We start from the raw sequence: 19327 nt of genomic DNA, 5'->3' as shown, positions 1-19327 counted from the left end.
CGGTGCAGCGCGGCCCGCCGGGCCGTCGACCTTGCTCCCCGCCAGCGTCCACGACCTCGCATGCGAGCCCCGGGCCCTGCCGACAGGAGGCTTTCGCCCGTCCTGTGCCGACCGCTCATCGCTTTAGGAATGCTGCATGTCCACCCCCACCGTCCGCGAACAATTCCTTGTCATCAGTGCCCTGGGCCCCAACCCCATGGAGCTGGCCAACGTCCTCAGCCGCGCTGCGTTCGAGAACCGCTGCGCGGTGGTCACCTCGCGCCTGAGCCGCCACGGCGAGACCAGCGCCCTGGTACTGCAGGTGGGCGGCAGCTGGGACGCCCTGGCGCGCCTCGAAGCCATGCTGCCGGGCCTGGGCAAGAAGCACGGCCTGACCCTGGACGTGGTGCGCAGCGCCGACCAGGAAGTGCGCCCGCAGGCCCTGCCCTACGTTGCCTACGTCAGCGCCGCCTACCGCCCGGACATCATCAACGAACTGTGCCAGTTCTTCCTCGACCACCGCGTCGAGCTGGAAGCCATGACCTGCGATACCTACCTTGCGCCGCAGACCGGCAGCAGCATGCTCAACGCACAGTTCACCGTGATTCTGCCGGCCGGTACCCAGATCAGCTGGCTGCGTGACCAGTTCCTGGACTTTGCCGATGCCTTGAACCTCGATGCGCTGATCGAGCCATGGCGTCCACAGAACCCAATGTAAGGAAACCGACCATGGCTGTAGCACTCGACCAACCTGTTGCCGACTTCCAGGCCCAGGCCACCAGCGGGCAAACCGTCAGCCTGGCCGGGCTCAAGGGCCGGCAAGTGGTGGTGTACTTCTACCCGAAGGACAGCACCCCGGGCTGCACCACCGAGGGCCAGGGCTTCCGTGACCAGCATGATGCCTTTGCCGCGGCCAACACCTTGGTGTTCGGCGTGTCGCGCGATGGCATCAAGTCGCATGAGAACTTCAAGGCCAAGCAAGGCTTCCCGTTCGAGCTGATCAGCGACAAGGACGAAGCCCTGTGCCAGCTGTTCGACGTGATCAAGCTGAAGAAGCTGTATGGCAAGGAATACATGGGCGTTGACCGCAGCACCTTCCTGATCGACAAGGACGGTGTGCTGCGCCAGGAATGGCGCGGGGTGAAGGTGCCTGGGCATGTGGATGCCGTGTTGGCTGCTGCCCAGGCCCTGCACAAGGCTTGAGATTGCTGTGGGCTGCTTTGCAGCCCTTCGCAGGCACGCCCGCTCCCACAGAAATCGAGCCGGAACCTGTGGGAGCGGGCGTGCCCGCGAAGGGCCGCAAAGCGGCCCCAATTGCACTCAAAGCATCGGCGAAACACTCGGCTCCTGCCGCGGCCAGGCATCCAGCACCGCCTTGATCAGCGTCGCCAGCGGGATCGCAAAGAATATCCCCCAGAACCCCCACAACCCGCCAAACAGCAGCACCGCGCAAATGATTGCCACCGGGTGCAGGCTGACCGCCTCGGAAAACAGCAGCGGCACCAGCACGTTGCCATCCAGCGCCTGGATGATCGCGTACACCGTCATCAGGTAGATGAACTGGTCACCCCACCCCCACTGGAACAACGCGATCAACGTCACCGGCACGGTCACCACCACCGCGCCCACGTAAGGCACCACCACCGACAGCCCTACCAGCAGCGCCAGCAGCGCGGCGTAGTTGAGCCCCAGGCTGATGAAGGCGATGTAGGTGGCAATGCCGCAGATCAGGATCTCGATGCCTTTGCCGCGGATGTAGTTGGCGATCTGCCGGTTCATCTCGCTGCCCACCCGGTTAAGCAGGGTGCGCTGGCGCGGCAGATAACCGCTGACCCAGCGGCCGATCAGTTCGCGGTCCTTGAGAAAGAAGAACACCAGGATCGGCACCAGCACCAGGTAGATCATGGCGTTGACCAGCAGCGGCAGGCTCGATAGCGAGAAGGTCAGTGCCCACTGGCCGAACTTGCCGATTTCCCCGCGCACCGACTCGATGGCATGCAGTACCTGCTCGTCCGATACCAGGTGCGGGTAGCGCTCTGGCAACAGCAACAGCAGCGACTGCCACTTGCCGAGCATGCCCGGCAATTCGTTGAACAGGGTGGTCAACTGGTGCCACAGCAGCGGCACCAGCACCAGCATGACCACTGCCAGCGCGCCCATGAACAGGGCGAACACCAGCATCACCGCCAACCGGGTCGGTACCCGCAGGCGCTCCAGGGCATTGACCAGCCCCTGCATCAGAAACGCCAGCACCATGCCCGCCAGCACCGGCGCAAGCATGCCGCCCAGGGTGAGTACCGCAGTAAAAGCCAGGAACAACAGGACCGCCAGCACCACTGCTTCTTCATCGGAGAAGTAGCGTTGCATCCAGTCGCGAAGCACTTTGAACATTGACGATCCTTGGAAAGACTCAGGCCTTGCGCAGCCAGTAAGTGTAGGTGCCGGCCTCGGCCGTTTCACGCAGCAGGGTATGACCTGCCAACTGGGCGAAAGTGCGGAAGTCGCGCTGGGAGCCGGCGTCGGTGGCGATGACCTTCAGCACCGCGCCGCTGGCCAGACGGTTGAGCTCCATCTTGGCCTTCAGCAGCGGCAAAGGGCAATTCAGCCCGCTGGCGTCCAGTTCGGCGTCACAGGTCAGGGTGTCACTCATTACGGGGCTCTCCAAAAGGCATTGCCAGGCTGTATCTGGATTTGGCCGGCTAGGATAGCGCCACTGGTCGCCAACGTGTGAGCCCGCTACAGTAGGTATCTTTGACCGACGCGAGCTTCATGCATGAATCTACTGCGCCCTACCCTGCTGACGCTGGCCTGCCTGTTGGCCCTCCCCGGCCACGCTGACGACCTGCCATCACTGGGTGATGCCAGTTCCGCGATCGTCTCGCCGCAACAGGAGCACCAGCTCGGCCGAGCCTGGCTGAGCCTGCTGCGTGGTCAGGTCAACCAGCTCAACGACCCGCAGCTCAAGGACTACGTCGAAACCAGCGTGTACCGCCTGGCCGAAACCAGCCAGCTGCAGGACCGCCGCCTGGAATTCATCCTCATCGACAGCCGCGAGCTCAACGCCTTTGCCGCCCCGGGCGGTATCGTCGGGGTCAACGGCGGGCTGTTCCTCAACGCCCAGACCGAAGGCGAGTACGCCTCGGTACTGGCCCACGAACTGGCGCACTTGTCGCAGCGCCACTTCGCCCGCGGTGTCGAGGCCCAGCAGCGCATGCAGTTGCCGATGATGGCGGCGCTGCTGGCCGGTATCGTGCTGGCCGCTGGTGGCGGCGGTGATGCCGGTATCGGCATGATCGCCGGTACCCAGGCGGCGGCGATCCAGGAACAGCGGCGCTTCTCACGGCAGAACGAACAGGAAGCCGACCGCATCGGCATCCAGAACCTGGAAAAGGCCGGCTACGACCCGCGCAACATGCCAACCATGTTCGAGCGCCTGGCCCGGCAGTACCGTTACGATGCCAAACCGCCAGAATTCCTGCTGACCCACCCGGTAACAGAGTCGCGTATCGCCGACACCCGCAACCGTGCCGAGCAGGCGCCCAAGGGCGGCGTCGAGGACAGCATGCGCTATCAGCTGATTCGTGCTCGCGTGGCGCTGACCTACGAAGGCACCCCGGGGCTGGCGGCCAAGCGCTTCCGCGCACAGCTGGATGAAGACCCCAAGCTGGACGCCGCACGCTACGGCCTGGCCCTGGCGCAGATCAAGGGCGGCCAGCTGAACGAGGCGCGTGAACTGCTCAAGCCGCTGCTGGCCAAGGCGCCCAACGACATTACCTACAACCTGGCGCAGATCGACCTGGACATCACCAACAACCGCCTGGCCGACGCGCAGCAGCGCGCCGAACGCATGCAGGGGCTGTACCCGGGCAACTACCCGTTGAAGCAAGTGCGTGCCGATCTGCTGGTGAAGCAGAACAAGCCCGCCGAGGCGGAGAAGGTATTGAACGATCTGGTGAAGAGCCGGCCGGATGACCCGGACGTGTGGTACGACATGGCTGAAGTGCGTGGCCTTTCGGGCAATACCATTGGTTTGCACCGGGCGCGGGCCGAGTATTTCACCCTGGTGGGCGATTTCGACCAGGCGATCCAGCAGCTGGACTACGCCAAGCGCCGGGCGGGTGGCAACTTCCCGCTGGCAGCACAGATTGACCAGCGTCAGCGCGAGATCATGGAACAGCAGCGCATGGTTCAGGAAATGATGGGGCGGTGAGGGCCATTCGCGGGCACGCCCGCTCCCACAGGTACTGCACCGCCCTTACAAGCGGTGCAGTACCTGTGGGAGCGGGCGTGCCCGCGAAGAAAGCGACGCGGTCTGGCGTCAGGCGTTACCGGACAACTTCAGGCGTGCGGCCTGGGTAAAGTCCAGCATGCGGTTCAGCGGCTTGATCGCCTTCGGCACCAGTGCCGGGTCGACGAAGATCTCGTTGGTACCCTTGCGCAGGCAATCCAGCACCCGCTCCAGGGTGTTCATCGCCATCCACGGGCAGTGCGCGCAGCTGCGGCATGCCGCGCCGTTACCGGCGGTAGGCGCTTCGACGAACTCCTTGTCCGGGCACAGCTGCTGCATCTTGTAGAAGATGCCGCGGTCGGTGGCGACGATGAAGGTCTTGTTCGGCAGCGTCTGGGCAGCCTTGATCAGCTGGCTGGTGGAGCCCACCGCGTCGGCCAGTTCGATCACCGCTTCCGGCGACTCTGGGTGCACCAGAATCGCTGCATCCGGGTACAGCGCCTTCATGTCGGCCAACTGGCGCGACTTGAACTCTTCGTGAACGATGCAGGCACCGTCCCACAGCAGCATGTCGGCACCGGTTTGCTTCTGGATGTAACGGCCCAGGTGCTGGTCCGGGCCCCAGATGATGGTTTCGCCGTTGTCCATCAGGCTTTCAACGATTTCCAGGGCGCAGCTCGACGTCACCACCCAGTCGGCGCGAGCCTTCACGGCAGCGGAAGTGTTGGCGTAGACCACCACGGTACGCTCGGGGTGCTGGTCACAGAAGGCCGAGAACTCTTCGACCGGGCAGCCCAGGTCGAGCGAGCAGGTGGCCTCCAGGGTCGGCATCAGCACGCGCTTTTCCGGGGTGAGGATTTTCGCTGTCTCGCCCATGAAGCGCACGCCGGCAACGATCACGGTTTCAGCCGGGTGGTTCTTGCCGAAGCGGGCCATTTCCAGCGAGTCGGAGACGCAGCCGCCGGTTTCTTCGGCCAGCGCCTGGATGACCGGGTCGCAGTAATAGTGGGCGACTAGCACGGCGTTCTGGGCCTTGAGCTCGGCAGCGATGGCCGCACGGTATTCGGCCTCCTGCTCGGCTGTCAGCGGGTTGGGCTGCTTGGCGTCGAGGTGGGCCTGAACCACCAGGCGTTCGGAAATCTGGGTCATGATCGCTGGACCTGCAGGCGCGTGCGCGCGTCAAATCGAGTGTATCACCCGGCCCTGACAGATCGGCTAAGGGTGCCGGACGGCAACAGGCCGCCACGGCCCTCTGCGGGCGCGGATTATTATCGGAGGCCGAAGGCTACAGACAATCCAGCGAATTCTAAAGCGGTTTTTGTGTTGCCTGTGCTGGGCCTTTCACGGGCAAACCCGCTCCCACAGGATTTGTGCAGACCCTGTGGGAGCGGGCGCGCCCGCGAAGAGGCCGGTACAGGAGAAGCGATCAGCCCTGCGGCGAAAGGGCCGCCAGCTGCGCCGACATGAGCATGGCGAACTCTTCCACGGTCATTTTCTTGCCGTTGAAGTCGACCATGCCATCGGCATAGTGCAGGCTGGTCACCACATCATTGCCCTGCACCGTGGCCATGCCACTCTGCAGCGCCATCATGCCGACCATTTCCCCGGCCTGGCTCGATTGCATGGCAATGGCCTGGGCGTCGGTCTGGCCATCCAGCAGCGCCTGCAAGGTTGCCAGGTCACCGATCATCGGCTTGGACAACGACAGCTTGCCCTTCACCTCGGTGATCAGTTGCTTGCTCAACTGATCAGGCGGCAAATCGAAGCTGGCGGGGGCGGCGAAACCCATCGACAGGTCAAAGCGGCTTTCGCCATTGGCGGTCTTGAACGACAGGTTTTCAACCGCCACCCGGGGCTTGGCAGCCAGCAGTTTCTGCAGCTCGCCGTGGAACCTGGCCTTCTCCACATCGTTCATCTGGATTTCCGGCACCGGCTGGCCGGCGGCAGCTGCGGCTTCGAACTCCGGCAGGTGGGCCTGGTACCAGGCCGACAGCGCCTGTAACGCCGGGGCGTTGACCGAGGTGATGCTCACTGCCATCTGCGCCTTGCCTACCGCACGACCATCCCAGGTGATATCCCCGACCTTGTACGCCACGCGACCACCCACGGTGTCCGGGCCGTCGAGTGTTTGCAGGGCGTTCTGCTCCAGGCCCTTGACCACCAGCACCTGCTGCCTGGGCCCCAGAGTGACCTTGGTTTCGGCCAGCGCCAGGTCGACGTTGCCCACATAGATGGCCTCGTGCGCGGTGGCCGCCAGTTGGCCACCGACCTTCAGGCCGTTGAGCTCGAAGGTGGCAGGCGGCTGGTCATCACGTACCAGCTTCATCACGAAGCGGTCGGCCTGGCCCTGGAATTTCGAGGCCTTGCCTTCCTGATCACCGCTGACCTGCAGTTGCATGCCCGAGAAGTCGATGCTATTGCCATCCGCTTCGTCGAGCTTGACTGGCGCCAGCCGGACCTGGCTGACCACATTGCCGTCGTAGCCCAGGCTGGTCTGTGCGCTGACCGGGGCCTGCTCGCCTGCGGCGGCGAACCACGGTGCGGTGGCGTCGTCCTTCTGCAGCGTGCTGTTGCTGACCGCCAGCACCGGCATCAGCTTCAACGCCTTTACCCGCGACCAGGGGAACGGGCCGTGCTCGATCTGGTCGGTCACACCCACATCGAAATTCACCACTTCACCGTCGCCCAGGTTGATATCGCGGGCCTTGAGCCGGTATTGGGCGGTACTGCTGAAGAAATGCTGCTCCAGCGACACTCGCTCGATGCTCATGCTGCCACCAGTGCTCACCAACGCCTTCTTCAGTTCGGCGTTGCTGCGGACAAGCGCGTTGTCCAGCTCCGCAGGCAGCTGCTTGCCGGTGTACCAGGCGCCAGCGGTGGTTGCGACGGCGATGGCGATAGCCAGGCCGGAAAGGATGCCGACTGATTTCTTCATGAATAGAACCGATTGCTGTCCATAAGGGCTTCGTAGGGGGCCAGGGGCCGCACAAGACGCCAAGAGTACCACCGCAGCCACGCCTGGCGCTGGCAAGGCGAGAGAAAACCCGTTTTGGGAACCCTTTGACACGCCCCTTCCAAGGGAGACCAGCACTCGTTAATTTTTGCGAACACCAGAATTGATCATAACCGCAAAAAAACGCGCAAAAACCGAACAAAACCCCACTTTAATCGATAAATATTTCAATCCAGTAACATCTTGTCATGTTTAACTTGACACCAAGCTACCCATCGTTTTTTATTTTCACCACTTTGCGCGCTCCCCCCGCGTCCCCGCTGCTCCAACAATAAAGGTGAACAACATGGAGCCCACCCGCTCGCCCTTGCCGCATGCGCAGTACACCGTGCCCGCCGTTTACGCCCAGCCGCAGGAGCCATGCCAGCATGCAGCATGACCACAGCGCCTCCGGCAACGGCCAACTGCGCAAAACCCTGCGCCTCTGGCACGTGATCATCATTGGCCTGGCTTACCTGACCCCGATGACCGTGTTCGACACCTTCGGTATCGTTTCCGGGATTACCGCCGGCCACGTACCCAGCGCCTACATCCTGGCATTGGCCGGGATCCTGTTCACCGCCGTGAGCTACGGCACCCTGGTACGACGCTTCCCGCAGTCGGGTTCGGCCTACACCTATACCCAGCGCGCAATCAACCCGCACGTCGGTTTCCTGGTCGGCTGGTCGTCGCTGCTGGACTACCTGCTGCTGCCAATGGTCAACGCATTGCTGGCCAAGCTGTACCTTTCGGCCATGTTCCCGGAAGTACCGGAGTGGATGTGGGTGGCCGGCTTCGTCACCCTGATCAGCCTGATCAACATGCGCAGCGTGAACCTGGTAGCGCACTTCAACCTGCTGTTCGTGGGCGTCCAGGTGGCGATCATCGCGGTGTTCATCTACCTGTGCCTGCGCGGCCTGGACCAGGGTGAGGGGCTGGGCACCGCCTGGAGCCTGTTGCCGTTCGCCGACAGCCAGACCCAGTTCAGCGCGCTGGCCGCCGGTGCAACCATCCTGTGCTTCTCGTTCCTCGGCTTCGACGCGGTCACCTGCCTGTCCGAGGAAACCCACAACCCGAGCAAGACCATTCCACGGGCGATCTTCCTCACCGCACTGATCGGTGGCGTGGTGTTCATCACCGTGTCGTACTTCATTCAGGCCTACTTCCCGACCATGGCGCGTTTCCATGACCACGAAGCGGCACTGCCGGAAATCGCCCTGTACGTCGGCGGCAAACTGTTCCAGTCGATCTTCATCGCCTGCACCGTGATCAACACCATCGCCTCGGGCCTGGCTTCGCAGACCAGCGTGTCGCGCCTGCTGTACGTGATGGGCCGCGACAACGTGTTGCCGGCCAGCCTGTTCGCCCGCCTGCACTCGCGCTACAAAACGCCAGTGCTGAATATCGCGGTGGTGGGGCTGATTTCGCTGTCGGCGATATTCTTCGACCTGGTCACCGCCACTTCGATCATCAACTTCGGTGCGCTGGTTGCGTTCAGCTTCGTCAATCTGTCGGTGATCAACCACTGCTACCTGCGCGAAGGCAAGCGGCAAGGCCTGGCCAACCAGCTAAAGTACCTGGTACTGCCGACCATCGGCTTCTGCATCATCGTCTCGCTGTGGCTGGACCTGAACGCCCACTCGCTGTTGTTCGGTGGCGTCTGGGCAGTGCTCGGCGTGCTCTACCTGGCCTGGCTGACCAAGGCTTTCAGGAACGCGCCACCCAACTACGTCGCTGAATGACCCATGCTGCCGACAACGCCCGCGTCTGATCGCGGGCGTTGTATTTGATCGAAAAGGAAAGCCCTCATGCCGCTGCGCCGCCTCTCCATCCAGTGGAAAATCACCCTGCTCGCCGGCCTTTGCCTGCTGGCCATCGTCGCCCTGCTGGTAAGTACCTCGCTGGCCCAAGCGCGGCGCAGCGCGGCACTGGTCAACCAGGCCAACACCGAAATGCTCGACAGCAGCGCACGCCTGCGCCTGCAGGCCCATGCCGAAACCCAGGCCCTGCGCATCCAGCGCTATTTCATGGACGCCTACCAGTACGGCAATGGCTTTGCCCGCCTGGTGCAAGTGCTCAAGACCCGTGGCGGCAACGACCTGCGCGCCGAACTGACGCGCCAGGCCCGCGCCAGCCTGGCTGGCAACCCGGATGTGATCGGCCTGTACCTGGTGTTCCAGCCCAACGCCCTGGGCCCGGACAGCCAGTACCTCGGCCAGGACGCCATGGGCAGTAACGAGGCCGGGCGTTTCTCGCTGTACTGGTCACAACCCAGTCCCGGCACCCTGGAGCTCGAAGCCATGCCGGAATCGATGCTCGGCGACGCCAGCATCGGCAGCAACGGCGTGGCGAAGAACCGTTGGCTGACCTGCCCGCAGGACACCGCAAGAACCTGCATGCTCGAGCCATACCTCGACGAGGTGAATGGGCGCCAGGTGCTCATGACCAGCATTGCCCTGCCCCTGCTGGAGCACGGCAAGGTGGTCGGCGTGGTCGGCCTGGACATCGGCCTGGCCAACCTGCAGCAGTTGAGTCTGGACGGCCGCCGGGAGCTGTTCGACGGCCAGGGTCAGGTCAGCATCGCCAGCGCCGCCGGCCTGCTGGCCGGCAACAGCCGCGACGACAGCAAGCTCGGCGAGCCGATGGACAAGACGGTAGCCGACGGCCTGCTGCGTGTTGCCCACCCGTTCACACCAATCCCTGACGCAGCCCCCTGGCAGGTATTGCTGGAACTGCCGGAAAGTGTGCTGCAGGCGCCTGCCGTGGCCCTCAACCAGCGCCTGGACACGCACAACCACAGCGCCAACCTCACCAGCCTGCTGGTTGGCCTGAGCGCTGCGGTAGTCGGCTTGTTGCTGGTGTGGCTGACCGCGCGCGGCGTAACCCGGCCAATCCTGGCCGTGGCCGCGCGCCTGGAAGACATCGCCAGCGGCGAAGGCGACCTCACTCGCCGCCTGGACTACGCCCGCCAGGACGAACTGGGCCAGCTCACCGGCTGGTTCAACCGCTTCCTCGACAAGCTGCAGCCGGTCATAGCCCAGGTCAAAGGCTCACTGCGGGAGGCCCGTAGTACTGCCGACCAGTCGGCAGCCATCGCCAGCCAGACCAGCAACGGCATGCAGCAACAGCACCGTGAAATCGAACAGGTGGCCACCGCTGCCAACGAGATGAGCGCCACCGCCCTGGATGTCGCCCATAACGCTTCGCAAGCGGCCCAGGCCGCACGCGCAGCCGACCAGGCCAGCCGCGAGGGCCTGCAACTGATCGACAGCACCCGGCAGGGCATCGATCGCCTGGCCGCCGGCATGAACACCGCCATGGACGAGGCACGCGCGCTGGAAGGCCGCAGCGGGCAGATCGGTTCGGTGCTGGAAGTGATCCGCACCATTGCCGAGCAAACCAACCTGCTGGCGCTCAACGCCGCCATCGAAGCCGCACGCGCTGGCGAAGCCGGGCGTGGTTTTGCCGTGGTTGCCGATGAGGTGCGTGGCCTGGCCCAGCGCACGCAGACATCGGTGGAGGAAATTCGCCAGGTCATCGAGGGCTTGCAGCAAGGCACCCAGGATGTGGTGGGTGCCATGCACGAAGGCCAGCGCCAGGCCCAGGACAGCGCCGCGCGGATGGAACAGGCGCTGCCGGCACTTCAGCGCATTGGCGAGGCGGTGGCGGTGATCAGCGACATGAACCTGCAGATTGCCTCGGCGGCTGAGGAGCAGAGTGCGGTGGCTGAAGAAGTGAACCGCAACGTGGCCGGCATTCGCGATGTAACCGAATCGCTGGCTGGCCAGGCCGATGAATCGGCGCGGATCAGCCAGGCCTTGAACCGGCTGGCGAACCAGCAACAGGCGCTGATGGAGCAGTTCCGCGTCTAGTCTGTCAGGGCCAGTGCGCCTGCTTCGCGGGCTTGCCCGCTCCCACAGGATATGTACAGCCCTTTGGGGTGGAGCCATACCGTGTGGGAGCGGGCGAGCCCGCGAAGAGGCCCCATCAGGCAATACCGCATCATCGATTTTACCGAGCACAATTTATGCAAAACCCAACCAGAACCACCTTCTTCGACATCACCAGCGAACAGGGCCTGCTACGCACCTCGATCGCCGTCACCCTGTTCATAGCCACCATCGGCATCGCCTTCGGCCTGGCCTCCGGCTCGTTCTCCATCGTGTTCGATGGCGTCTACTCGCTGGTCGACGCCAGCATGAGCGGGCTGTCGCTGGTGGTGGTCAGGCTGATCACCGCGCACACCACCAGCGTGCAGATGTCGCGCAAGTTGCGTGAGCGCTTCACCATGGGCTTCTGGCACCTGGAACCCATGGTGTTGGCGCTCAACGGCATCCTGCTCAGCGGCGTGGCCATCTATGCACTGATCAACGCCGTCAGCAGCCTGCTGCAAGGCGGGCGCCACCTGGAGTTCGGCATCGCCATGGTCTACGCGGTGCTGACCGTGATCGCCTGTGTGACCATCGCCATTGTCGAGGCCCGCGCCAACCGCAAGCTGGGTTCGGATTTCGTGCGAATGGACGTCAAGGGCTGGGTGATGTCGGCCAGCATCACCGCCGCCCTGCTGATCGCCTTCTGCTTTGGCTATGCGGTGCAAGGCACGTCGCTGGAGTGGGTGTCGCCGTACATCGACCCGGCGGTGCTGGCGCTGGTCTGCCTGGTGATCGTGCCGTTGCCGATGTCGGTGGTGCGCCAGGCCCTCGCGGAAATATTCCTGGTGACCCCTGGCGACCTCAAGCTGCATGTGGACGAAGTCGCCAAAGCCTTCGTCGCACGCCATGGGCTGCAGTCGTACCGCGCCTATGTGGCCAAGGTCGGGCGCTCGCGGGAGATCGAGCTGTATTTCATCGTGCCCAAGGCCATGGCCGCGAAAACCATCGATGAATGGGATGCGTGGCGCAACGAGATTGGTGATGCGGTGGGGGGTGAAGGGCCGGACCGTTGGCTGACAGTGGTGTTTACCGGGGATCCGGAGTGGGCTGAATAAGCTGGGGGCGCTTTGCGCCCCCGAAGCGCCGAAAACGAAAAAGCCCGCAACCATTTCTGGTTGCGGGCTTTGACGTAATGCATATGGTGGGTCGTGTAGGATTCGAACCTACGACCAATTGGTTAAAAGCCAACTGCTCTACCAACTGAGCTAACGACCCGTTGGATGGCGCGTATAATACTGATTTCTAACGGGAAATCAATACCCCATCAAACTTTTTTCAAAAGTATCGCGTCGGGTCTTCGACACCAGCTGCCTTGAAGCCGTCGGCACGCAGGCGGCAGCTGTCGCATTTGCCGCAAGCGCGGCCGTCATCATCGGCCTGGTAGCAGGAAACGGTCAGGCTGTAATCGACGCCGCGAGCCATGCCGGCCTGCACGATCTGCGCCTTGCTCATGTTCTGCAACGGCGCCTGGATACGGAAGCCCTGCCCTTCGACGCCGGCCTTGGTCGCCAGGTTGGCCATGCGCTCGAAGGCTTCGACGAACTCGGGGCGGCAATCTGGGTAGCCGGAGTAATCCACGGCATTGACGCCAATAAAGATGTCGCGAGCATCCAGCACCTCTGCCCAGCCCAGGGCCAGGGACAGGAACACGGTGTTGCGCGCCGGCACGTAGGTGACCGGGATGCCTTCACCCGGGGTTTCCGGCACGTCGATGCTGCTGTCGGTCAATGCCGAACCGCCGATGCCGTCCAGGCTCAGGCCGATCACCTTGTGCTCGACCACGCCCAGGTCGCGGGCAACGCGGGCGGCGGCGTTCAGTTCGGCACGGTGGCGCTGGCCGTAGTCGAAACTCATCGTGTAGCAGCTATAACCTTCGGCCTTGGCCATGGCAACCACGGTGGCCGAGTCCAGGCCGCCGGACAACAGGATTACTGCGCGTTTTTCGGTCATGTGTGCTTGCTCCTCAATCAATGTCCGGGTTCGTCGTTCCACAGCAGCTTGTGCAGCTGCAGCTGGAAGCGTACGGGCAGGTTGTCGGCGACGATCCAGTCCGCCAGGTCGCTGGCGTTCACCTGGTGGTGGCTGGGCGAGAACAGTACCTCGCCAGCACGCTCGGCAAGGTTGTACTGGATCAGCTTGGAGACCGCCCAGTCGTAGTCCTCACGGGAACAGATGACGAACTTGACCTGGTCGTTGCGGGTCAGCTGCTCGATGTTCTCGTAACGGTTACGGTGCGACTCTTCGGAGCCAGGGGTCTTCAGGTCGACCACGCGGCTGACACGGGTGTCGGTGCCGGCGATATCCAGTGCGCCGCTGGTTTCCAGCGACACCTGGTAACCGGCGTCACACAGGCGCTGCAACAGCGGCAAGGCGTTGGGCTGCGCCAATGGCTCGCCACCGGTGACGCAGACGTAGCGCGGCTTGAAGCCGGCGACCTGCTCGAGGATCGAATCGAGGGTGCGAATGGTACCGCCACTGAAGGCATAGGCACTGTCGCAGTACTGACAGCGCAGGGGGCAACCGGTGAGGCGCACGAATACCGTGGGCAGCCCAGCCGTTCGCGTTTCACCCTGCAAAGAGTAAAAGACTTCGGTAATGCGTAATGTGTCTTGCATGCTCGCCACGGGCGTGACAGCTAAACAGGCTGTCCGCCTCCGTCAGGCACTGTCGCGGACTCGACATAGCGTTATCCGCAGCAGCGTGTTTACGAAAAAAGGGCTGTGATTCTAACGAAAAAACCCGCGGCAGGCGCGGGTTTCTTTCAAACGGTGCAGCTTAGAGCTTCTGCAGGTCACGCTGGGCCAGTTGTGCGGCCGAGGTGCCTGGGTACTGGGTGATGACCTGCTGCAGAATACCCTTGACTTTGTCGGTGTGGCCCATGCGGCGCTCGACGTCGGCCAGCTTGTACAGCGAATCCGGCACCTTGCTGTGCTTCGGATACTTCTGGCTGACCTGGGCGAAGGCCTGGCTGGCAGCCGGCAGGTCGCCCTTGGCCAGGTTCACCTCACCCAGCCAGTACTGGGCATTGCCGGCGTACTGGCTGTTGGGGTACTTGCGCAGGAAGGCGTTGAACGCCTGGCTGGCCTTGTCGAAGTCTTTCTGCTTGATCAGGTCGAAAGCAGCATCGTAGTAGAGCTTTTCTTTCGCCGGATCACCGGGCTCGCTACTGGCGGCCGGTTGTTGCGCAGCAGCACCTGCTGCTGCATCGGGGGCGGCACCGGATGCACCACCACCGGAGGAATTGTCAGGGGTCGCGGCAGGCGCGGCGCCACTGTTGATGCGACGGTCCAGGTCCTGGTAACGCTCCAGGTTTTCCTGCTTCATGCGCGACACATCGTTCTGCAGCTCTTCGATGATGCCTTGCTGGCGGGAAAGCTGATCCTGCATCTGTTGCAGCTGCATGAACAGCTGGCCCTGTGCAGAGGCAGGGGCCGAAGCCCCTGACCCGGCATAGGCGCCGCTCGTGCCATAACCCGCAGGCGGATAGCTGCCTGCGTTGTCATCAACTACAGGGACCTCAGCCCAGGCCGCGAGCGGCAGGCTGAGTGCGAGGACGGTTACTACACGGCGGCACATACGCATAAGAACTTACTTACGCAGTTCTACGCGACGGTTCTGAGCCCAGGACTGCTCGTCGTTGCCAGTGGCAACCGGACGCTCTTCACCGTAGGAGACCAGTTCCAGCTGAGCAGGGGAAACGCCCTGCAGAACCAGGTAACGCTGAACGGCCTTGGCACGACGCTCACCCAGAGCCATGTTGTACTCGCGGGTGCCGCGCTCGTCGGTGTTGCCTTCCAGGACAACGCGGTTGCCGTTGGCTTTCAGGTCCTTGGCGTGAACGTCCAGAGCGCGCATGGCTTCTGGCTTCAGGTCCGAGCTGTCGTATTCGAAGTAGAAGGTGGTGATTGCGCGCAGGGCAGCTTCTTCGCTCAGGGAGCCGTCAACAGCACCAGTGTTGGCACCGTAGCCAGCGTTCGGATCTACAGCAGCGCCTTCGCCTGCGTTGTCACCGCCCTTGGAGGAGCAACCTACAGCTACGGCCATGGCCAGAGCCAGCGCAGCAAATTTACCAAACTTCAGCATTTCCATCGTGAAACTCCTAATGAAACCCCAGTGTGTTAAGCAAAAATTATTACGCCGCAATCAGTTCAGGTAAGGGGACCAGGACGGTTCTCTGACTTCGCCTTGAGCGGTAGGAAGTGGGAGCCTCACGCGGCCATTAAGCGACACGAGCATCAAGACTCCCCGGCCCTGCTGGCGGGTGGCGTAGATTAGCATGGTGCCGTTTGGCGCAACAGTGGGAGACTCATCAAGACTCGTTTCCGAGAGAATCTTTACACTTCCGCGTTGCAAATCCTGGGCCGCAACTTTGAAGTTGGTGAAGCCCTGCTGGCGATGGATCATCACCAGGGTCTTTTCGTCCGCCGACAGTTTCGGGTTGGCGTTGTAGTTACCCACGAACGTTACACGCTCGGCACCACCGCCACTGACCGACTGCTTGTAGATCTGCGGCTTGCCGCCACGGTCGGAGGTGAAGTACAGGGTGTTGCCATCCTTGCCCCAGAACGGCTCGGTGTTGATGCCCGGGCCGGCGGTGACACGGCTGATCTGGCGCGAGGCCACGTTCATCACGTAGATGTCCGGGTTGCCGTCCTTCGACAGCACGAATGCCAGGCGGGTGCCGTCCGGCGACCAGGCTGGCGCCCCGTTCAGGCCTTCGAAGTTGGTGACCTGCTCGCGGCGACCGGTATCGATGTGCTGGACGAAGATGCGCGGGCGCTTCTGCTCGAACGAGACATAGGCGATGCGCTTGCCATCCGGCGCAAAGCGTGGCGACAGGATCGGTTCACGCGATTGCAGCAGGGTAACCGCACGCGCACCGTCGTAGTCCGAACGCTGCAGGGTATAGCGGGTATTGTTGGTGGAGAAACGCTCGGCCGTCACGTACAGCATGCGGGTGGAGAACGCACCCTTGATGCCGGTGAGCTTCTCGAACGACTGGTCGGAAATGTAGTGCGCCATGTCGCGCAGCTGATCGACGCTGCCTGCCACGCTACCGGTCAGCACTTGCTGCTCGGTGGCGACGTTGAACAGCGCGTACTGCACCTGCAGGCGACCGCCCGACGGCACGATGCTGCCGACCATCACGTACTGCGCGCCCAGCGCTTTCCAGTCACGGAAGATCACTTCGCTGGCCTGCGACGGCTGGCTGATCATGTTCTGCCGCGGAATCGGCGAGTAGTAGCCGGAGTTGCGCAGGTCGTTGCCGATGATGTCGGCCATGTCTTCCGGCAGCACGCTGCCGCCCTGCAGACCGAACGGCACTACCGCGATGGGCGTGGCCCGGTCGCTGCCGCTGGTGACCAGGATGTTCTTTTCCTCTGCCACGGCCATGCCTGCCACGCAGCACAGCATGACCAGCAGTCCTCTCAGACGTTTAATCACAACGCTAGATCCTCAGGTGTAAATGTCATCTTGAACGAACGATATTGGTTGAAATCGCTCGGCTTCATACCCTGCATCTCGGTCAAACGACCAATGTTCTTCACCGCAGCCACCGCCGAACTGTCGTACGGGCCGTCACCACTGGACCGGGCCACGCTGACGTTGGTGATGGTACCGTCCGGCAACATGTTGATCTGCAGGACCACCGTCATGCCCTTGCGCGCGGATGGCGGACGTGCCCAGCCTTCGGCCGCGCGCAAGCGAATCAGGTCGTCGAAGTCGCCGGCCACCTGGTCACCCTGCTCGTCGGCCAGCGCCTGCTGCCGTTCGGTGGTGTCGGACAACAGCTCGGCCAGGGCCTGGGCTTTCTTGTCTTCCGCCGCCTTGCGGGCCGCTTCCTGTGCCTTTTTCTTCTGGGCGTCTGCAGCGGCCTTCTTCTTGGCCTCTTCAGCTGCCTTCTTCTTCGCGTCCTCGGCCGCCGCTTTCTTCTTGGCGTCCTCGGCTGCTTTCTTCTTGGCCTCTTCGGCTGCCTTTTTCCTGGCATCCTCGGCGGCTTGTTTCTTCGCCTCTTCAGCGGCCTCTTTCTTGGCCTCTTCTTCGGCTTTTTTCTTCTCTTCCTCGGCCTTCTTCTTGGCGATGTCGGCCTGCTGCTTCTCGGCAGCCTTCTTCGCCTCTTCGGCCTTCTTGGCTTCGGCGGCTTTCTTGGCCTCGGCAGCCTTGGCGGCCTCGGCAGCGGCCTCGGCTTTCTTGGCTTCGGCGGCCTCGCGGGCCTCTTCGGCCTTTTGAGCTGCGTCGGCTTTCTTTTGTTCCGCGGCCTTCACGGCCTCTTGCTCGACCTTCTTCTGTTCCAGCTGCTCGACCTCGGTCTGGCGCGAAGCGGTTTTCTTCGCTTCCCCGGCAATCTTCTGATTGGTCTGGGTAGTCGCCTGGCTCTTGGACTTGAGCTGGTACAGGGTAGCCTGGACGATCGGCTTGGATGGCGGCAGCTCAGGCGTCATGGCAAAACTGACGAACAGCAGGGCGAACACCAGCACATGCAGGCCGATGGCCCAGACACTGGGCCAGAAGTAGCTTTCCGAGGCGGATGGCTCTCGCTGTTGCATCAGGGCGCCTCGGTAATCAGGCCAACGTTACCGACACCGGCCTTCTGCAACCCGCCCATGGCACCCATGACCGCGCCATAGTCGACAGCCTTGTCGCCACGAATGAACACCTGGGTCTGTTTGCCCTGGTCACGGCCGGCAGCAATGATCTTGGTCACCGCGTCGGTCATGGCAGGCAAGGTCATGGCCTTGTCCATCTGCTTGTCGGTATCGACTTCGCTGCCGAGGTTCCAGTAATAGGTCTTGTCGGCCTTGATGGAGATGGTGAGGATCTGGACGTTGTTGTCCTGCGGCAAGGCTTCACTGGAAACCTTGGGCAGGTCTACCTTCACGCCCTGGTTGAGCATGGGCGCCGTCACCATGAAGATGACCAGCAGTACCAGCATCACGTCGATGTAGGGCACCACGTTCATCTCGGCGACGGGCTTGCGTTTGTGGCGAACTCGGGCCATGGGCTTCTACCTGATTACTCTTCGCTGGTGTGCACTTTGCGGTGCAGGATCGCCTGGAACTCGTCGGCGAAGGTGTAGTAACGGCCGATCAGCACTTCGCTGCGGGCCGAGAAGCGGTTGTAGGCAATGACCGCCGGGATTGCCGCGAACAGGCCGATGGCGGTAGCGATCAGCGCTTCGGCGATACCCGGGGCAACCGTGGCCAGGGTGGCCTGCTGGGCGCTGGCCAGGCCGCGGAAGGAGTTCATGATGCCCCATACGGTACCGAACAGGCCGATGTACGGGCTGGTCGAACCGACAGTGGCCAGAAACGGCAGGCTCTGCTCGAGCTTTTCTTCCTCACGCGAAATGGCCACGCGCATGGCACGGGCAACACCCTCCATGACCGCGTCCGGGTCAACGCCCGGCTGCTGGCGCAGGCGCGAGAACTCCTTGAAGCCGGCACGGAAGACCTGCTCGACACCGGAATCCGGGTCTGGGTTGCTGCCTGCCTGGCGGTACAGCTTGGACAGGTCGATGCCCGACCAGAAGCGCTCCTCGAAGGTATCCAGCGCACGACGACCGGCGCGCAGCATGGTGCTGCGCTGGAAGATCATGATCCATGAGGTGACCGAGGCGGCCACCAGGATCAGCATTACCAGCTGTACCAACACGCTGGCATTGCTGACCAGACTCCACATGGAGGTATGGTCGACGACGTTAGCTTCCACGCTTATTCTCCTGCATTCGATTGAGTACCCGAGCCGTCGGCCGCAAAGGCGTCACGCAGCTCCGGGGGTATGGCTCGGGGTTTGAAAGTATCGGCGCGCACGGCAGCCACCAGGAACTGCCCTTCGCAGAGCAGCGTTTCATCCTTTTCCCGCCAGACCTGCTGCACGAAACGCAGGCTGGCGCGATTGAGTTCAAGTACTTGCGCGGTGACCCGCAGCGCGTCGTCCAGCCGCGCCGGCGCGTGGTAACGCGCTTCGCTGGAGTGGACCACGAACAGCAGGTTGTCTTCGGCCAGTTGCGCCTGGGAAAAACCCAGGTGCCGCAGCCGCTCGGTACGCGCGCGCTCCATGAATTTCAGGTAATTGACGTAATACACCACGCCACCGGCATCGGTATCCTCGTAATAGACACGACAACGGTGTGCGAACGGTTCCAGGCCATTTTGCGCGCGCATACTCTAGTGCTTACTCCTCAGCTTGCCAATC

At 62.9% G+C, this 19327-nt stretch carries 19 protein-coding genes, 1 tRNA gene and 1 pseudogene; 7 read left to right on the top strand and 14 right to left on the bottom strand.

What is annotated here, in order from left to right; translation table 11 throughout:
* The first annotated feature begins 136 nt into the window (after nt 1–136).
* Nucleotides 137–697, top strand: coding sequence for a glycine cleavage system protein R (locus CAF70_RS11070; protein WP_013973793.1), 561 nt, complete (start codon nt 137–139; stop codon nt 695–697).
* Nucleotides 698–708: 11 nt separating this feature from the next.
* Entirely contained in the window at nt 709–1182 is a 474-nt protein-coding gene (locus CAF70_RS11065; protein ID WP_085622834.1) for a peroxiredoxin, read from the top strand.
* A 117-nt stretch (nt 1183–1299) separates the two neighbouring features.
* On the opposite strand, the gene CAF70_RS11060 is transcribed toward CAF70_RS11065, so the two are convergent.
* Complete coding sequence (locus tag CAF70_RS11060) at nt 1300–2370, bottom strand: AI-2E family transporter (protein WP_085622832.1); 1071 nt, start codon at nt 2368–2370, stop codon at nt 1300–1302.
* Between the two features lie 19 nt (nt 2371–2389).
* Nucleotides 2390–2629, bottom strand: a complete 240-nt coding sequence (locus CAF70_RS11055) for a sulfurtransferase TusA family protein (protein WP_008097503.1) — start codon at nt 2627–2629, stop codon at nt 2390–2392.
* Nucleotides 2630–2752: 123 nt separating this feature from the next.
* Between CAF70_RS11055 and CAF70_RS11050 the strand changes: the two genes are divergently transcribed.
* A complete protein-coding gene (locus tag CAF70_RS11050) occupies nt 2753–4189 on the top strand; it encodes a M48 family metalloprotease (RefSeq protein WP_085622830.1) in 1437 nt (478 codons plus the stop codon).
* A 108-nt stretch (nt 4190–4297) separates the two neighbouring features.
* Here the strand turns inward: CAF70_RS11050 and nadA are convergent, their stop codons facing one another.
* Nucleotides 4298–5356, bottom strand: a complete 1059-nt coding sequence (nadA, locus tag CAF70_RS11045) for a quinolinate synthase NadA (protein WP_085622828.1) — start codon at nt 5354–5356, stop codon at nt 4298–4300.
* A 277-nt stretch (nt 5357–5633) separates the two neighbouring features.
* On the bottom strand, nt 5634–7142 hold the full coding sequence (locus tag CAF70_RS11040) for a YdgA family protein (RefSeq protein WP_085622826.1): 1509 nt from the start codon (nt 7140–7142) through the stop codon (nt 5634–5636).
* Nucleotides 7143–7588: 446 nt separating this feature from the next.
* Here CAF70_RS11040 and CAF70_RS11035 point away from each other — a divergent pair, with 446 nt between their 5' ends.
* From CAF70_RS11035 to CAF70_RS11025, 4 genes and pseudogenes are all read left to right on the top strand, one after another.
* Nucleotides 7589–8941: an APC family permease gene (locus CAF70_RS11035; RefSeq protein ID WP_085622824.1), complete on the top strand. Its 1353-nt coding sequence runs from the start codon at nt 7589–7591 to the stop codon at nt 8939–8941.
* A 66-nt stretch (nt 8942–9007) separates the two neighbouring features.
* Nucleotides 9008–10213: pseudogene (locus CAF70_RS28125) on the top strand (HAMP domain-containing protein); the annotation flags it as partial.
* Between the two features lie 102 nt (nt 10214–10315).
* On the top strand, nt 10316–11071 hold the full coding sequence (locus CAF70_RS28120) for a methyl-accepting chemotaxis protein (RefSeq protein ID WP_371915949.1): 756 nt from the start codon (nt 10316–10318) through the stop codon (nt 11069–11071).
* Between the two features lie 155 nt (nt 11072–11226).
* Entirely contained in the window at nt 11227–12186 is a 960-nt protein-coding gene (locus tag CAF70_RS11025; protein ID WP_085622819.1) for a cation diffusion facilitator family transporter, read from the top strand.
* An 84-nt stretch (nt 12187–12270) separates the two neighbouring features.
* On the opposite strand, the gene CAF70_RS11020 is transcribed toward CAF70_RS11025, so the two are convergent.
* The 10 genes from CAF70_RS11020 to ybgC all read right to left on the bottom strand — a co-directional run bounded on the left by CAF70_RS11020 (nt 12271) and on the right by ybgC (nt 19296).
* Nucleotides 12271–12346: transfer RNA gene (locus tag CAF70_RS11020), tRNA-Lys, on the bottom strand.
* A gap of 60 nt (nt 12347–12406) precedes the next feature.
* Entirely contained in the window at nt 12407–13081 is a 675-nt protein-coding gene (gene queC / locus CAF70_RS11015) for a 7-cyano-7-deazaguanine synthase QueC (protein ID WP_085622817.1), read from the bottom strand.
* Nucleotides 13082–13098: 17 nt separating this feature from the next.
* Entirely contained in the window at nt 13099–13746 is a 648-nt protein-coding gene (gene queE / locus CAF70_RS11010) for a 7-carboxy-7-deazaguanine synthase QueE (protein ID WP_085623159.1), read from the bottom strand.
* Between the two features lie 160 nt (nt 13747–13906).
* Nucleotides 13907–14713, bottom strand: coding sequence for a tol-pal system protein YbgF (gene ybgF / locus CAF70_RS11005; RefSeq protein ID WP_085622815.1), 807 nt, complete (start codon nt 14711–14713; stop codon nt 13907–13909).
* Nucleotides 14714–14719: 6 nt separating this feature from the next.
* Nucleotides 14720–15220: a peptidoglycan-associated lipoprotein Pal gene (pal, locus tag CAF70_RS11000; RefSeq protein WP_003254755.1), complete on the bottom strand. Its 501-nt coding sequence runs from the start codon at nt 15218–15220 to the stop codon at nt 14720–14722.
* Nucleotides 15221–15274: 54 nt separating this feature from the next.
* Nucleotides 15275–16546, bottom strand: coding sequence for a Tol-Pal system beta propeller repeat protein TolB (tolB, locus tag CAF70_RS10995; protein ID WP_218191423.1), 1272 nt, complete (start codon nt 16544–16546; stop codon nt 15275–15277).
* 26 nt (nt 16547–16572) lie between these two features.
* Nucleotides 16573–17679, bottom strand: a complete 1107-nt coding sequence (gene tolA / locus CAF70_RS10990; protein WP_085622811.1) for a cell envelope integrity protein TolA — start codon at nt 17677–17679, stop codon at nt 16573–16575.
* Entirely contained in the window at nt 17679–18131 is a 453-nt protein-coding gene (gene tolR / locus CAF70_RS10985; protein ID WP_003254760.1) for a protein TolR, read from the bottom strand. The genes tolA and tolR overlap by 1 nt, the downstream gene beginning before the upstream one ends.
* A gap of 14 nt (nt 18132–18145) precedes the next feature.
* Nucleotides 18146–18841, bottom strand: a complete 696-nt coding sequence (tolQ, locus tag CAF70_RS10980; RefSeq protein ID WP_085622809.1) for a protein TolQ — start codon at nt 18839–18841, stop codon at nt 18146–18148.
* A 2-nt stretch (nt 18842–18843) separates the two neighbouring features.
* On the bottom strand, nt 18844–19296 hold the full coding sequence (ybgC, locus tag CAF70_RS10975) for a tol-pal system-associated acyl-CoA thioesterase (protein ID WP_085622807.1): 453 nt from the start codon (nt 19294–19296) through the stop codon (nt 18844–18846).
* Between the last annotated feature and the right edge of the window lie 31 nt (nt 19297–19327).

This window comes from Pseudomonas sp. B19(2017) (assembly GCF_002113165.1).
Lineage (GTDB): Bacteria > Pseudomonadota > Gammaproteobacteria > Pseudomonadales > Pseudomonadaceae > Aquipseudomonas.
Note: the sequence above shows the minus strand (reverse complement) of the source record. Positions and strands in the feature narration are given on the sequence as shown.

What these genes read in the sequence shown, in the direction of transcription:
- CAF70_RS11070 (WP_013973793.1), top strand. Translation starts at nt 137, where the DNA reads ATGTCCACCCCCACCGTCCGCGAACAATTCCTTGTCATCAGTGCCCTG.
- CAF70_RS11065 (WP_085622834.1), top strand. Translation starts at nt 709, where the DNA reads ATGGCTGTAGCACTCGACCAACCTGTTGCCGACTTCCAGGCCCAGGCC.
- CAF70_RS11060 (WP_085622832.1), bottom strand. Translation starts at nt 2,370, where the DNA reads ATGTTCAAAGTGCTTCGCGACTGGATGCAACGCTACTTCTCCGATGAA.
- CAF70_RS11055 (WP_008097503.1), bottom strand. Translation starts at nt 2,629, where the DNA reads ATGAGTGACACCCTGACCTGTGACGCCGAACTGGACGCCAGCGGGCTG.
- CAF70_RS11050 (WP_085622830.1), top strand. Translation starts at nt 2,753, where the DNA reads ATGAATCTACTGCGCCCTACCCTGCTGACGCTGGCCTGCCTGTTGGCC.
- nadA (WP_085622828.1), bottom strand. Translation starts at nt 5,356, where the DNA reads ATGACCCAGATTTCCGAACGCCTGGTGGTTCAGGCCCACCTCGACGCC.
- CAF70_RS11040 (WP_085622826.1), bottom strand. Translation starts at nt 7,142, where the DNA reads ATGAAGAAATCAGTCGGCATCCTTTCCGGCCTGGCTATCGCCATCGCC.
- CAF70_RS11035 (WP_085622824.1), top strand. Translation starts at nt 7,589, where the DNA reads ATGCAGCATGACCACAGCGCCTCCGGCAACGGCCAACTGCGCAAAACC.
- CAF70_RS28120 (WP_371915949.1), top strand. Translation starts at nt 10,316, where the DNA reads ATGCAGCAACAGCACCGTGAAATCGAACAGGTGGCCACCGCTGCCAAC.
- CAF70_RS11025 (WP_085622819.1), top strand. Translation starts at nt 11,227, where the DNA reads ATGCAAAACCCAACCAGAACCACCTTCTTCGACATCACCAGCGAACAG.
- queC (WP_085622817.1), bottom strand. Translation starts at nt 13,081, where the DNA reads ATGACCGAAAAACGCGCAGTAATCCTGTTGTCCGGCGGCCTGGACTCG.
- queE (WP_085623159.1), bottom strand. Translation starts at nt 13,746, where the DNA reads ATGCAAGACACATTACGCATTACCGAAGTCTTTTACTCTTTGCAGGGT.
- ybgF (WP_085622815.1), bottom strand. Translation starts at nt 14,713, where the DNA reads ATGCGTATGTGCCGCCGTGTAGTAACCGTCCTCGCACTCAGCCTGCCG.
- pal (WP_003254755.1), bottom strand. Translation starts at nt 15,220, where the DNA reads ATGGAAATGCTGAAGTTTGGTAAATTTGCTGCGCTGGCTCTGGCCATG.
- tolB (WP_218191423.1), bottom strand. Translation starts at nt 16,546, where the DNA reads ATGCTGTGCTGCGTGGCAGGCATGGCCGTGGCAGAGGAAAAGAACATC.
- tolA (WP_085622811.1), bottom strand. Translation starts at nt 17,679, where the DNA reads ATGCAACAGCGAGAGCCATCCGCCTCGGAAAGCTACTTCTGGCCCAGT.
- tolR (WP_003254760.1), bottom strand. Translation starts at nt 18,131, where the DNA reads ATGGCCCGAGTTCGCCACAAACGCAAGCCCGTCGCCGAGATGAACGTG.
- ybgC (WP_085622807.1), bottom strand. Translation starts at nt 19,296, where the DNA reads ATGCGCGCGCAAAATGGCCTGGAACCGTTCGCACACCGTTGTCGTGTC.